Source organism: Cryobacterium sp. MDB2-A-1, assembly GCF_004402675.1.
Classification (GTDB): Bacteria; Actinomycetota; Actinomycetes; order Actinomycetales; family Microbacteriaceae; genus Cryobacterium; species Cryobacterium glucosi.
The window spans coordinates 120,435-134,007 of record NZ_SOFK01000051.1; the positions used below are offsets into that span (position 1 = coordinate 120,435).

At 69.7% G+C, this 13,573-nt stretch carries 15 protein-coding genes; 6 read left to right on the forward strand and 9 right to left on the reverse strand.

Annotated features, from left to right (window positions below):
* Window positions 1-44: 44 nt before the first annotated feature.
* From E3O39_RS18345 to E3O39_RS18365, 5 genes are all read right to left on the reverse strand, one after another.
* A complete protein-coding gene (locus E3O39_RS18345) occupies window positions 45-596 on the reverse strand; it encodes a MerR family transcriptional regulator (protein ID WP_134446113.1) in 552 nt (183 codons plus the stop codon).
* A gap of 190 nt (window positions 597-786) precedes the next feature.
* Window positions 787-1,485, reverse strand: a complete 699-nt coding sequence (locus E3O39_RS18350) for a MerR family transcriptional regulator (protein ID WP_134446114.1) — start codon at window positions 1,483-1,485, stop codon at window positions 787-789.
* Window positions 1,485-1,898, reverse strand: coding sequence for an FHA domain-containing protein (locus E3O39_RS18355; protein ID WP_134446136.1), 414 nt, complete (start codon window positions 1,896-1,898; stop codon window positions 1,485-1,487). The genes E3O39_RS18350 and E3O39_RS18355 overlap by 1 nt, the downstream gene beginning before the upstream one ends.
* 86 nt (window positions 1,899-1,984) lie before the next feature.
* Window positions 1,985-2,602, reverse strand: a complete 618-nt coding sequence (locus E3O39_RS18360; RefSeq protein ID WP_134446115.1) for a CDP-alcohol phosphatidyltransferase family protein — start codon at window positions 2,600-2,602, stop codon at window positions 1,985-1,987.
* A 28-nt stretch (window positions 2,603-2,630) separates the two neighbouring features.
* On the reverse strand, window positions 2,631-3,494 hold the full coding sequence (locus E3O39_RS18365) for a Ku protein (protein WP_134446116.1): 864 nt from the start codon (window positions 3,492-3,494) through the stop codon (window positions 2,631-2,633).
* A 114-nt stretch (window positions 3,495-3,608) separates the two neighbouring features.
* Between E3O39_RS18365 and E3O39_RS18370 the strand changes: the two genes are divergently transcribed.
* Window positions 3,609-6,248, forward strand: a complete 2,640-nt coding sequence (locus E3O39_RS18370; RefSeq protein WP_134446117.1) for an ATP-dependent DNA ligase — start codon at window positions 3,609-3,611, stop codon at window positions 6,246-6,248.
* A gap of 52 nt (window positions 6,249-6,300) precedes the next feature.
* Here E3O39_RS18370 and E3O39_RS18375 read toward each other — a convergent pair whose 3' ends face one another.
* Window positions 6,301-6,855: a hypothetical protein gene (locus E3O39_RS18375; RefSeq protein WP_241985134.1), complete on the reverse strand. Its 555-nt coding sequence runs from the start codon at window positions 6,853-6,855 to the stop codon at window positions 6,301-6,303.
* Window positions 6,856-7,085: 230 nt separating this feature from the next.
* Between E3O39_RS18375 and E3O39_RS18380 the strand changes: the two genes are divergently transcribed.
* Window positions 7,086-7,553, forward strand: coding sequence for a nitroreductase/quinone reductase family protein (locus E3O39_RS18380; RefSeq protein ID WP_198413476.1), 468 nt, complete (start codon window positions 7,086-7,088; stop codon window positions 7,551-7,553).
* 10 nt (window positions 7,554-7,563) lie between these two features.
* Here the strand turns inward: E3O39_RS18380 and E3O39_RS18385 are convergent, their stop codons facing one another.
* The 3 genes from E3O39_RS18385 to E3O39_RS18395 form a co-directional block, all read right to left on the reverse strand.
* A complete protein-coding gene (locus tag E3O39_RS18385; protein WP_134446118.1) occupies window positions 7,564-8,067 on the reverse strand; it encodes an NUDIX domain-containing protein in 504 nt (167 codons plus the stop codon).
* Window positions 8,068-8,157: 90 nt separating this feature from the next.
* A complete protein-coding gene (locus E3O39_RS18390) occupies window positions 8,158-8,685 on the reverse strand; it encodes an adenine phosphoribosyltransferase (protein WP_134446119.1) in 528 nt (175 codons plus the stop codon).
* 9 nt (window positions 8,686-8,694) lie between these two features.
* Window positions 8,695-9,312 carry a MarR family winged helix-turn-helix transcriptional regulator gene (locus tag E3O39_RS18395; protein WP_134446120.1) on the reverse strand — a complete coding sequence of 206 codons (618 nt, stop codon included), beginning with the start codon at window positions 9,310-9,312 and terminating at the stop codon, window positions 8,695-8,697.
* Between the two features lie 78 nt (window positions 9,313-9,390).
* Here E3O39_RS18395 and idi point away from each other — a divergent pair, with 78 nt between their 5' ends.
* The 4 genes from idi to crtI form a co-directional block, all read left to right on the forward strand.
* Complete coding sequence (gene idi / locus E3O39_RS18400) at window positions 9,391-9,927, forward strand: isopentenyl-diphosphate Delta-isomerase (RefSeq protein WP_134446121.1); 537 nt, start codon at window positions 9,391-9,393, stop codon at window positions 9,925-9,927.
* A complete protein-coding gene (locus tag E3O39_RS18405) occupies window positions 9,920-10,966 on the forward strand; it encodes a polyprenyl synthetase family protein (RefSeq protein WP_134446122.1) in 1,047 nt (348 codons plus the stop codon). Before idi ends, E3O39_RS18405 begins: the two co-directional genes overlap by 8 nt.
* On the forward strand, window positions 10,963-11,871 hold the full coding sequence (locus tag E3O39_RS18410; protein ID WP_134446123.1) for a squalene/phytoene synthase family protein: 909 nt from the start codon (window positions 10,963-10,965) through the stop codon (window positions 11,869-11,871). Before E3O39_RS18405 ends, E3O39_RS18410 begins: the two co-directional genes overlap by 4 nt.
* The coding region (gene crtI, locus E3O39_RS18415; protein ID WP_134542340.1) for a phytoene desaturase family protein at window positions 11,868-13,573 on the forward strand (1,706 nt) is incomplete at its 3' end. The genes E3O39_RS18410 and crtI, both read left to right, overlap by 4 nt.

The following is a 13,573-nucleotide window of genomic DNA, read 5'->3' on the forward strand; positions in this document are numbered from 1 at the left end:
TGCCACCGAGCCAGTCCTGATGGCGAGCTCGACCTGCTGGTGGGTTAGGAGACCTTGCGGGCGAGGCGGCGGACGGCGAGTTCGTCGGAAGGGTCGGACGGCTGGGAGTCGAGCTCGACGAGGGTCGTCTCGACCTCGCGCAGGACCTTGCCGACGGCGATTCCGAAGACGCCCTGGCCGCGGCTGACGAGATCGATGACCTCGTCGTTGGACGTGCAGAGATAGACGCTCGCGCCGTCGCTCATGAGCGTCGTCTGGGCGAGGTCGCTGACCCCGGACTCGCGGAGCTGGTTGACGGCCGTGCGGATCTGCTGGAGTGAGATGCCGGTGTCGAGGAGGCGTTTGACGAGCTTGAGGACGAGAATGTCGCGGAAGCCGTAGAGCCGCTGCGTGCCGGAGCCGGTCGCACCGCGCACCGTCGGTTCGACGAGTTCGGTACGGGCCCAGTAGTCCAGCTGGCGGTAGGTGATGCCGGCGGCACGGGCCGCGACGGCGCCCCGGTACCCGGAATTCTCATCGAGGTCCGGCATGCCGTCTGTGAACAGGAGTCCGTCACCGTAGCGGGAGGCGTCGTCACGCTTGCTGAGCTCGCTCATACGATGGCCTCTCGGAATGGGGTGCGGCGCGGCCGCAGATGCAACGCTACCGAGGTACTGGACCCAGGCCCGGACATCCGCCCGAACGCGTCGGCGTGTCGTACGACTGCCATCGGTGGGGTTCGCCCGGATCGGATTCGGTCCGGCGGCGCTTCCAGCAGTCTACGACTTCCTGGCGATCCGGCCGAGCTTAACTGGTGAGGCGACCGAGCGCCGAACGGATCAGGCTGCCGCGGATGACTTCGAAATTGCCGGCGATTTCGACGGCCATTTCCGCGGCCTTCGCCCGGCTCGACGCATCCCTGCGTCGGGACAGCGGCACCAGGGCGCTCTCGATCAGCCCCAGTTCCCGTTCTGCCGCGCCGCGGAAGCCGCGCAGGTGCCTCGGTTCGATCCCGCTGTGCTGGAGCTCGACAAGGGCACGCAGGACTCCGAGAGCGTCGTCACCGTACACTTCCGCCGGAAGGATGATCGAGGCGGACACGGCGTCGTGCAGCAGGGCGGCGGATGCCCCGGCCTCGCGGATGAGCTCGTCCCGGCTGAGGCGCCGTTCGGTCGACAGCATCGACGGACCCGGAGTCACTCCCCCGGGCAGCGTCGGCGAGTTGCCGGCGTCGAGGTCGTCGAGGTAGCCCCGGATGACCTTGAGCGGAAGGTACAGGTCGCGCTGCATCGACAGGATCAGGCGGAGCCGGTCGAGGTCGCTCGCGCAGAACTTGCGGTAGCCGGATTCGGTGCGCGCGGGAGCGACGAGGCGCTGCTCCTCGAGGAAGCGCAGCTTCGACGGGGTGAGGTCGGGAAAATCCGGGGTCAGGCGAGCGAGCACCTGTCCGATGCTCAACAGCGACGTCGCACCCGGCTGCCTGGCCTGGGCGGAGGACGCTGCCACTACTCGCTCGCCTGTGGCGCCAGATCGAGTCGCGAGGCGTAGAACGTGAGCCGGAACTTGCCGACCTGGACTTCATCCCTGTCGTGGAGCGCTGCGGTTTCGATGCGCACTCCCTCGAAATAGGTGCCGTTCAAGGAGACGAGGTCCTTGACCTCGAACGAGGTTCCGTGGCGGAGGAACTCGGCGTGCCGACGGGACACGGTCACGTCGTCGAGGAAGATGTCCGCGTGCGGGTGCCGACCGACGGTCGTCACATCGGCATCCAGCAGGAACCGGGCGCCCGAGTTCGGACCGCGGCGAACGACGAGGAGAGCCGACCCGGAGGGAAGGGCCGAGATCGCTTCCTGTTCTTCTGCCGTCACGTCGTTGTCGACGGCCGCGAGCTGGGCTGCGAAGCCCTGGCTGAACGTCATCGTCGTGTCGGTGCCGGAATATTCTTCGGGCGCGGCCTTACGCTGGCTCTCATCTGGCTTTTTGGAATCAATCACCGGTACACCTCCTACCCCCCAATCGTATCCGATCGAATGGGCGGTATGGCCCGCGGAATCCGAATCACCCTGGCCGTCTCGAAAGCGTAGATGATTCCGGCCCACCAATACAGGAATGCCCCCCAGATTCCGAAGGCCCAGCCGATCGGAAGGGACCACCAGCCGAGCATCGGGAAAGCCTGGCCGAGCATGATCAGCGGCAGCGCATAAAAGAGGCAGAAGGTCGCGGCCTTGCCGAGCAGGTTGACCGGGAGCGGACCGTAGCCGTGGTTCGCAAGGACGATCCCGAGGCCGAGCAGGAAGACGTCCCTGCCGATCACGATGAGGACGATCCACCAGGGCACGAGGTCGCGCCAGGCCAGGCCGAGGAGCGCCGCGAAGATGTAGAGGCGGTCGGCCGCGGGGTCGAGGAGCTGGCCGAGCCGGGTGATCTGGTTGAAGCGCCGCGCGATCACGCCGTCGAGGTAGTCGGTGAGGCTCGCGACGAGGAGCACGAGGAGGGCCCAGGCATCCGCGCCGCGGACGAGCAGGACGAGGAAGACCGGGACGAGGGTAAGCCGGAGGGCGCTCAGCAGGTTGGGCAGGGTCAGAACCCTGGAACTGATGATGGGTACTTCCGCCCCTGCCATTGTGCGAGTCTACCGATGCGCCGACGCTCTACGGAATGCGCCGTTTCGCGGGCCGCGCCGTGTCGTCGCCCTCCGCTGCGGTGCCGCCCTTCCCTCCTCCCCGGCTGCGCTCGACGCTGCGCCGGAGCGCCTCCATCAGGTCGAGGACCTCGCCGCCGCCGGACTCCTCTCCTGTGGCCTCCCCCGCCTCCCCTGCCTCGGCCGCCTCGACGGTCTCTCCGGCCGCGAGTTTGGCTTCGATCAGCTCCCTGAGCTGGTCCTGGTAGTCGTCGCGGTAGTCCTGGGGGGTGAAGTCGGAGGCGAAGGACTCGACGAGCGCCGCCGAGAGTTCGAGCTCCTGCCGCGAGATCTTCGTGGATTCGGCCAGGGCGGGGAAGTCGGCCTCCCGCACCTCGTCACTCCAGAGCAGCGCCTGCAGGAGCAGCACGTCACCGCGCACCCGGAGCGCGCCGAGCCGGGTCTTCTGGCGGAGTGCGAAACGCACGATCGCGGTGCGGTCGCTCGCCTCGAGCGCGCGCCGGAGCAGGACATACGCCTTGGGCGATGCGCCGTCCGGTTCCAGGAAGTAGCTCTTCTCGAACAGCATCGGGTCGAGCTGCTCGCTCGGCACGAACTCGACGACGTCGATCTCCCTGCTCTTCTCCGCCGGCAGCCTGCGGAGCTCCTCCTCGGTGAGCACGACCGTGTTCTCGCCGTCGTCGTACGCCTTGTCGATGTGGGCGTAGTCGACGATCCGGCCGCAGCGGGAGCACCGCCGCTGGTAGCGGATGCGTCCGCCGTCGGCGTCGTGGACCTGGTGCAGCGCGGTGTCGTGGTCTTCTGTCGCGCTGTAGACCTTGACGGGCACGTTGACGAGGCCGAAGGTGATGGAGCCTTTCCAGATCGATCTCATGCGAACCAGTAGACACCGCATCCGCCGCCCGTACTAGCCGGACGGGGAGTGCGCGGGCATGCTGGTGGAACGGCATCGGGAGAACCCGGGCGAATCGATCGGAACGGAGGCCGGATGAACGAGGCGACGAGCCAGGTCGTGTCCGTCGACGGTCACCGGATCACTCTCACGCACCTCGACAAGGTGCTCTACCCCGAGACCGGCACCACAAAGGCGGATGTCCTCGGGTACTACGCCGCGATCGCCGAGGTGCTCGTGCCGCACGCCGCGAACCGTGCGGCGACCCGCAAGCGCTGGGTGCACGGGGTCGGCACGGTGGAGAAGCCGGAGAAGATGTTCTTCCAGAAGAACCTCGAGGACTCAGCGCCGAGCTGGGTGCAGCGCCACTCGATCGAGCACACCGACCACACGAACGTGTACCCGCTCGTGAACGACGTCGCGACCCTGACCTGGCTCGGGCAGATGTCGGCGCTCGAGCTCCACGTTCCGCAGTGGCAGTTCGGGCGGGACGGCAGCCGGCGCAACCCCGACCGGCTCGTGCTCGACCTCGACCCCGGTGAGGGCGTCACCCTCCCGGAGTGCGCAGAGGTGGCCAGGCTCGCACGCGCCATCCTGCGCGATATGGGACTCGACCCGCTCCCGGTCACCAGCGGGAGCAAGGGCATCCACCTGTATGCCGCGCTCGACCTGACCCATACCTCCGACGAGATCTCGCAGGTTGCGCACGAACTCGCCAGAGCACTCGAAGCCGACCACCCCGACCTCGTGGTGAGCGACATGAAGAAGTCGATCAGGGGCGGCAAGGTGCTCGTGGACTGGAGCCAGAACAACGCTGCGAAGACCACGATCACGCCGTATTCCCTGCGCGGCACGTTCCGGCCGATGGTCGCGATGCCCCGCACCTGGCGGGAGCTCGCCGAGCCCGGACTCGCCCAGCTCGACTACAAGCAGGCGCTGAGCCGGGTCGAACACGGCGGCGATCCGCTCGCCGCGCTGCTCGGAGCGCACGGTTCGGGGGCGCGCGAACCGGCACGCGGCGCCGCGCACGATGCGGGGGCGGATGCCCCCGCGCCGGACCCCGGGGACCGGCTCGCCGTGTATCGCAGCAAACGCTCGGCGGCGCGCACCCCGGAGCCGGTGCCGGAAGCAGGCACCGCCGTGACTGCGAGCCCCGACCGGCAGGGCTTCGTGATCCAGGAACACCACGCCAGGAACCTGCACTACGACTTCCGTCTCGAGCACGAGGGTGTCCTCGCCTCCTGGGCGCTCCCGCGCGGGGTGCCGACGGATCCGGCGAAGAATCACCTCGCCGTGCGCACCGAAGACCATCCCCTCGAGTACGGCGGGTTCGAGGGTGAGATTCCGGCAGGGGAATACGGGGCGGGCACGGTGTCGATCTGGGATCGCGGCCGCTACGACCTCGAGAAATGGCGGGAGGACGAGGTCATCGCGACCCTGCACGGGGAGCCGGGCGGGGGCCTCGAGGGCACGCGGAGGTTCGCACTCATCCGCACGAACGCGCAGGGTCAGGGTTCTCACGACCGCTCTGCCCAGAACTGGCTCATCCACCTGATGAAGCCGAAGGCCGGCGCCAGGGTCCGGCGGGCGGTGGCACCGGCCGCCGCATCCGCTGCTGAATCAGCCGCTGCCGAACCGGACACCGCGACGACATCGGGTCACCCGGGCCCCGAGACCGGTGCGGACTCAGGACGGACTCCCGGAACGGCCCCCGGCGCAGAGACCGGCGGAGTCGCGCCGGGCGAGCGGCCGGATGCGAGCCCGCGGGGGCGGTACACGCCCATGCTTGCGACGCTCGGATCGGCCGCGGACCTGGTCACGGACATCCGGTGGGCCTTCGAACCGAAGTGGGACGGCATTCGCGCGCTCGCCTACCTGTCGACGGTGGGCGCCGAACGGCCGGTGCGGCTCTTCACCCGCGCGGGCAACGAGGTGACGGATGCCTACCCCGAGCTCCTCGCGGCGGTTCCGACCGCTGTCGACGCGGCCAGTGCGGTGCTCGACGGGGAGATCGTCGCACTCGACCGTTCCGGCAGGCCGAACTTCGGCCTGCTGCAGAGCCGGATGCACCTGACCCGCCGCACGGTGGCCGCCGCAGCCGCCGCGACCCCGGTGCAGTACCTCGTGTTCGACGTGCTCGAACGCGACGGGGTCGACCTCAGCCGCACGCCGTACTCGGAGCGGCGGGCGATCCTCGAGTCGCTCGTCACGGGCGACGGGGCGGTGCAGCTGTCGCCTGACCTGCCCGGCGACGCGCAGGATGCCGTGCGGGTGAGTCGCGAGCTCGGCCTCGAGGGCATCGTCGCGAAGGACGCCGACGGCGGATACGAGGGCGGGCGGCGGTCGCGGTCCTGGATCAAGATCAAGCACCACCGGGCTCAGGAGGTCGTGATCGGCGGCTGGCGCACCGGGAACGGCAACCGGTCGCGGTCGCTCGGTTCGCTGCTCCTCGGGATTCCGTCCGAGGCGGGGCTCGAGTACGTCGGGAGGGTCGGCACCGGTTTCCGCGACAGGGACCTGGTCGTGCTGCGTGGCCGGCTCGACCGGCTCGCGCAGGCGGAGAGCCCGTTCGCTGCGGTGCCGGCGGCCGATGTGAGGGACGCGCACTGGGTGCGGCCTGTCCTGGTCGGGGAGGTCGACTATCTCGAGTGGACCTCGGATGGCCGGTTGCGGCATCCGTCGTGGCGGGGCTGGCGCCCGGACAAGGCCGCGGAGGAGGTCGTGCGGGAGGCCTGAGCCTGCGTCGCGGCGCCCTGCGACATTCGGGTGGGGTCCGTAACGCGCCAGGCTAGCGCGGCGGTGCGGTGCGCAGCGGCTTCGGGGTGCGCGGCGGCTTCGGTGTGCGCGGCGGCTTCGGTGTGCGCGGCGGCCTGGGGAACGCCTCGCGCATGTGGTCGGAGGAGAGGTAGTCTCCGACGCCGATCATGATGAGGCTGAACAGGATCTGCTCGCTGACCATCCACAACGGGTACAGGCCCGGGATGGCGGCGAGGACGAGCGTGATCACCGGAAAGATCTTGCTGAACAGGCGCAGCCGGAGGTAGGCCCAGTAGAAGCCCTTCTGCGCCCGCCAGGCGAAGTAGAGCAGGGTGAGCGTCATCGCGAGCACGACGAAGGTGCGCATCCAGACCGAGGTCGGGATCTCGGTGCCGCCGAGGAACAGGACGACAGCGATGACGACCGCGGCCGCGCCGAGGACCAGTTCCGCGGCGAGGAGCCAGAGAATCGCGACGAACGTGCGCCTGGTCCTGGGGTGCCGGCGCATCTCGGGCGCGATGGTGTATTCCACGGACCGACCACCGGCGACCCGGTCGAGCCTGAGGAACAACGGTTCCAGTTTCATGATTCCTCCGGGTGTCAACGGTAGCGAGTCGCACGGGGCCGGTGTCACGGATCGGGTGGAGCGTGCCGGAAGCACGGTGCCGGACGGCCGAACCCGGCGTACGCTTCGGGCATGGACACGGACTATCCCGCATACCAGCGCGTGGCGAGCCCGATCGTGCCGTGGCTTCCCCGGGGCGATTCGCACGCGGTCCCCCGGCAGGCGTCCCGTCCGTTGAGGAGGGCGCGGTAATGGGCGCCCAGGCAGACCGGCTTCGCGCGATGTATTCCGGCGGGCGGGGGAACGCCACGGCGAAGCGCTATGCACGGTTGTGGAACCGGGCGCTGCGCCTCGGAGTGCTGCCGAGACGCTGGGTCTCCCTCGAGGTCATCGGGCGACGCAGCGGACAGGTGACCCGGTTCCCGATCGGGATGGCCGACGTTGACGGCCAGTGGTACCTCGTCTCGATGCTCGGCGAATGCAACTGGGTGCGGAACGTGCGCGCGGCTGGCGGCCGGGCGACGCTCCGCAGGCGCACGGCGCGCCCGGTCTGGCTCGTCGAGGTGCCGGCGGAGGACCGCGCGCCGGTCCTGAAACGCTTCGCCGAGAAGGCCCCGGGCGGGCGCCCGCACATTCCCGTGGACCGGCACGAACCCGTTTCGGCATTCGAGGCGATCGCCGCGGACCATCCCGTCTTCCGGGTGCTGACCGCCGTCTGACTGCACCGGGTCAGGCGCGCGACTCCGGCGAGCGGACGTCGGTGGCCGGGCCGCCGGCATCCGCCCCGTCCAGGCGGGCGCGCAGGGCCGGCCAGCTCAGGGCGAAGCCGGGGTGCAACGGCAGTGCGTCGACGAGCTCGGCGGGCACCCAGCGCAGTGCGATGCTCTCACGGTCGCTGATCACGGGCTCGAAGGGTTCGAGGGCGCGTACGACGACCGTCGTATACGACCAGAAGCCGAGATCGAGTACCGAGCTGAACTGCACGCTCACGAGTTCGGCGGGCACGCCGGCCTCCTCGTTCGCCTCGCGGAGCGCGGCTTCGAGGGCGGTCTCGTGTTCATGCCGGGCGCCGCCGGGAAGCCCCCAGGTGTCGCCGTTGTGGCTCCACGCGGCGCGATGCTGCATCAGCACCCCGAGGTCGGCGTGGTGCACGAGCAGCCCGGCGGCCCCGAAGCGTCCCCAGAACCTGCGGCCGTCTGGCGCGAAGACCCACTCGTCGCCGTTTCCCGTCATGAACCAAGCATGCGGCATCCGGCCGCCATTCGGCCCAGAGCGTGCGGTTTTCGCACAGTGCGGTCGGTGCCTGCCCGCTGCGGGGTGGTTCTACAGGGCGACGATGGTGTGCAGCGGGGTGGTGCCGAGGCGGTCGCGGCCGAGGAGTTCGGTGAGCTCGAGCACGACGCCGACGCCCGTCAGCCGATAGCCGGCACGCCGGACGAGCCGGGAGGTGGCCGCGATCGTTCCGCCCGTCGCGAGCACGTCGTCGAGGACGAGCACCCGGGATCCCTCCGGCAGCTGGCCGATCTCGAGTTCGAGGCACGCCGAACCGTATTCGAGGTCGTAGTTCTCCGACAGCACGGAGCCGGGCAGCTTGCCGCCCTTGCGCACGGCGAGCACGGATGCCCCCGCCGCGTATCCCACGGCCGCCGCGAGCAGGAAACCCCGCGCTTCGATTCCTGCGACCGCGTCGAACTGCCCGGCGAACCGCCCGGCGAGTTCGTCGATGAGCGCCCGGAAGGCCACGGCGTCCGCGAAAACGGGGTTGAGGTCCCGGAAGAGGATGCCCGTCTCCGGGAAGTCCTGGTAGGACGCGAGGAGGGCGGTCACATGGTCTGCTGCTGGTGTTGGCACCGGTCAAGCCTAGGTGGTCGAGTGCCCCTGAACCGCTTCGGTCCCCCCGCTCGGGGCTGTGACCCCGGTCGGAGTGCCGCCGTGGTGCGACGCGGTGTCCGTCGTCGTTGCGGACATGGCGTCGGCGATGGCCGTGAGGAAGCGGATAACGGCGTTTCGTTCGGACGGTTCGAGGTCCTCTGCGGCCGCGAACATCCGCTCGTGCACGCCCCCGAGCGCCCGGCGCACCTCCTGATGCGCCGCCGGCGTCGCGAAGATGAGCTGGACCCGTCCGTCCACGGCGTGCGCCTCGCGGCGGATGTGCCCGGTGCGGGTCAGGCGCGCGAGCAGCTTCGACGTCGCGGCAGAGGAGATCCCGAGGTGGGAGGTGAGATCCTTCGGGCTGACCGGGGTCCGGCGGGCCTCGCGCTGGATCAGGTGCCTGATGGCCACGAGGTCGGTCTCGTTCACCGCGAGCTCGGCCCTGGCGCGCTCGCGCATCGCGGCATCCGCGGCCCGGAATGCCCGGAGCGCGGCGAGAACGTCGCGAGCACCGGTGGTCCCGGTCGTCCCGTTGTTCCCCTGGCCGGTCCAGAAGCTCGGCTCCGGCGACGGAGACCGGGGCGGGAAAGTGGCTCGTTCGGACATTCCACCATGCTAGCCTCACGATTAGCTAACTTGGTTAGCAATATCTACGGGTATGGTGGCGGGAAGGGGAGGAATCACATGCAGGCTGTGGACCAGACGGTCGAACTCGTCGTACTGCTCGACGAATCAGGGCGCCCGATCGGCTCGGCGCCCAAGAGCACGATGCACGACGCCGATACCGCCCTTCATCTCGCCTTCTCGGTCTATGTCTTCAACGAACGCGGGGAGGTTCTCGTCACCCGGCGCGCCCTCGGCAAGCGGACCTGGCCGGGAGTCTGGACGAACTCCTTCTGCGGGCATCCCCTCCCGGACGAGTCGCAGCGGCGGGCCATCGCACGGCGCGGCCGGTTTGAGCTCGGCCTCGACCTCGACGAACTGACCGTGGCGCTTCCCCTGTTCCGCTACCGGGCGACGGATGCGAGCGGCATCGTGGAAAACGAGATCTGCCCGGTGTACCGCGCGACGGTGCACACCGACCCCGTGCCGAATCCCGATGAGGTTTCCGAATACGTGTGGACCGACCCCGAAACCCTGCGCGCGAGCGCGCTCTCCAGCCCGTGGGCCTTCAGCCCATGGATGGTGCTCCAACTGAAGGAGTTGAGATTCGATGCCTGAGATCGCCCACATCGAAGTAGAGACCGAACTCCAGCGATACTTCGCGGCGGCCAGGCTGCGAGCGAGCGACTACGGAACGCACTACGTCGCTCTCTGGGACTCGCTCGAGCAGGCCAGCAGTGGCGGCAAGCGGGTGCGTCCCGCGCTCGTGCTCGCCGCGTTCGCCGGACTCGGAGGAACAGAGATGAGCCTGGCGATCCCGGTCGCCGTGAGCTTCGAACTCCTGCACACCGCGTTCGTGATCCACGACGACGTGATCGACCGCGACCTGCACCGTCGCGGCGTCGCGAACGTCGCCGGCAGGTTCACGGAGCGCGCCCTCGCCCATGGCGCAGTCGGGACGCAGACCGGCGCCTGGGCGACCACGGCGGCGATCCTCGCCGGCGACCTCGCCCTGAGCGAGGCGCACCGCGCACTCGCCCTGCTGCCGATCGGCGCCGAGCAGCGCGGCCGGCTCCTCGACCTTCTGGACCGGGCCGTCTTCGTGTCGGCGGCCGGTGAACTCGCGGACGTCACGAACACCGCTTCGAAGACTCCCCTCTCTGTCGAGGAAGTGACCGTGACCCTCGAGCAGAAGACCGCCGTCTACTCCTTCGAGGCTCCCCTGATGGCCGGGGCCGTGCTCGCGGGGGCGAGCGAGGAGGCGATCGTCGCCCTCGGACGGTTCGGCAGGCTCGTCGGCGTCGCCTTCCAGCTCACCGACGATATCCTCGGCGTCTTCGGAGACCCCGCGCGCACGGGGAAGAGCGCACTGACCGACCTGCGCGAGGGCAAGCAGACCGCGCTCGTTGCCTACGCCGGTACGACGGGCGACTGGCCGGCGATCGCACCGTTCGTCGGCAAGGCCGACCTCACCCAGGACGAGGCAGAGGAGGCCAGGGTACTCCTGCGCAGCTGCGGGGCACTGCAGTCCACCGACGAGCTCGCGATCGACCACGCCCGCAGGGCGGTCGCCGCGCTCGACACCGCCGCGATCCCCGCGGTCCTCCGCACGACCCTCACCCAGCTCGCCGACACCTCAGTGAATCGCAGCCGATGACCGACACCCGACGCCCGACGCCCACGACCGGCACGGCCACCCAGATCGCGACGTACACCCGGGCTGCTCATGCGAGCTCAGCCCAGGTCATCGGCGTCTACTCGACATCGTTCGGGCTGGCCTGCCGCCTCCTCGCCGCGCGGGAACGCCGCCAGGTCGGCTCGATCTACGCCCTCGTGCGGATCGCGGACGAAATCGTCGACGGCGCGGCCAGCCAGGCCGGTCTCCCGGACGCGGCCCAGCGTGCGGCTCTCGACGGGCTCGAGGACGAGACCCTGAGGGCGATCGAGACCGGCTTCAGCACCAACCTCATCGTGCACGCCTTCGCGGACACCGCGCGGGCGACCGGCATCGACGCCCGGCTCACGGCGCCGTTCTTCGCGTCGATGCGACGCGACCTCGACCCGGCCCCCTTCGACGCCGCCGGCATCGCCGACTACATCTACGGCTCGGCGGAGGTCGTCGGGCTGATGTGCCTGCGCTCGTTCCTGCACGAGTCCGAACGCACGGAGACCGAACTGGCGACGCTCACGGCCGGCGCCCGCAGCCTCGGAGCAGCCTTCCAGAAGGTCAACTTCCTGCGGGACATCGCCGCCGACCGGGACGATCTCGGACGCAACTACTTCCCGGGAGTGAACCTGCTCACCATGACCGACGAGGAGAAGGACTTCCTCCTCGACGACATGGACGCGGACCTCGACGCCGCGGCGCGCGCGCTGCCCCTGCTCCCCCGCGGGAGTCGGCGTGCGGTTGCCGCAGCGCACGGCCTCTTCGCGAGCCTCGCGGTCAAACTCCGCGGAACGCCCGCCCGATCCCTGCTGAACACCCGGGTGCGGGTACCCGACCCGGAAAAACTGATGATCGCCCTCGGCGCAGCCCTCGGCCCTGGAGCGTGGAAGAAATGACCCCTTCGAATGGAAACCGCACGATCGTGATCGGCGGCGGGATCGCCGGCCTCGCCAGTGCGGCCCTGCTCGCCCGTGACGGGCACCGGGTGACCCTGCTCGAAACCAACGACACCCTCGGTGGCCGCGCAGGATCGTGGACGGAACAGGGGTTCCGGTTCGAGACCGGACCGTCCTGGTACCTGATGCCCGGCGTCTTCGACCACTTCTTCCGCCTGTTCGGCACGAGCTCTGCCGAGCAGCTCGAGCTGCGCCGTCTCGACCCCGGCTACCGGGTCTTCTTCGAGGACGACCCGGACCCGATCGACATCCGCGCCGAACGCGCCGACAATATAGCCCTGTTCGAAAGCCTCGAGCCAGGAGCGGGTGCCGCGCTCGACCGCTATCTGGACTCCGCGGAGGACACCTACCGGATGGCCGTGTCCAGGTTCCTCTACACGAGCTTCCAGTCGTTCCGGCCGCTGCTCGTACGGGACGTCCTGACCCGCCTCCCCCGGCTCGCCCGGCTGCTCCTGCAGCCGCTCGACACGTTCGTCGCCGGCTACGTCCGCGACCCGCGACTGCGCCAGGTCCTCGGCTATCCGGCCGTCTTCCTCGGTTCCTCCCCCGACCAGACCCCGTCGATGTACCACCTGATGAGTCATCTCGACCTTGCCGACGGCGTGCTCTACCCGCAGGGCGGCTTCACCCGCCTGATCGACAGCATCGCCGACCTCGCCAGGGCAGAGGGCGTCGAAGTGATCACGGGCGCGAGAGTCACCGCCATCACCACCACACCGGGAACGCGGCCTGGCGTGTCGAAGCGACTTCGAGCATCCGTCACCGGGGTCAGCTACGTCGACAGGGCAGGGACCACCGTTCGGCTCGCCGCCGACCGGGTGGTCTCGGCCGCCGACCTGCACCACACCGAGACCGAGCTTCTTCCCGAGCCGTTGCAAAGCTACCCGGAGTCCTGGTGGCAGCGCCGGGTATCCGGGCCCGGCGCCGTGCTCGTTCTGCTCGGCGTGAGCGGCCAGCTGCCGAAACTGCAGCATCACACCCTCCTGTTCACCCGGGACTGGGGTGAGAACTTCGGCCGCATCTTCGGGAAGACGCCGAGCGTCGCCTCACCGGCGTCGTTCTACGTCTGCATGCCGAGCGCGACAGACCCCGGCGTCGCACCGGACGGCTCCTCGAACCTGTTCCTGCTCGTGCCGATCCCGGCAGACCCCGGCCTCGGCCACGGCGGAATCGACGGCGCGGGCTCCCCCGCCATCGAGGCGATCGCCGACGACGCCATCGGGCAGCTCGCCGACTGGGCAGGCATCCCCGACCTCGCCGACCGGATCGTCGTACGCCGCACGATCGGGCCGGGCGACTTCGCCGACGACCTCAACTCCTGGCGCGGCGGGGCACTCGGCCCCGCACACACGCTCAAGCAGAGCGCGTTCTTCCGCGGGTCGAACGCCTCCTCGAAGATCGACGGCCTCTACTACGCGGGCGGTACGACGATCCCGGGCATCGGGCTTCCGATGTGCCTGATCAGCGCCGAAATCCTGCTCAAGAGGATGCGCTCGGACACGAGTACGGGACCGCTCGCGGAGCCCCTGCCCCGGCGCGTGCCGGTTCCGGCGGCGGTCCGGGTCACGGTGCCGTTGCGCCCGGAGCCCGGCGCAGCGGGCGGCACCGCCGGCGCCGGCGCCGCGGAAGCCGCCGCGACCGG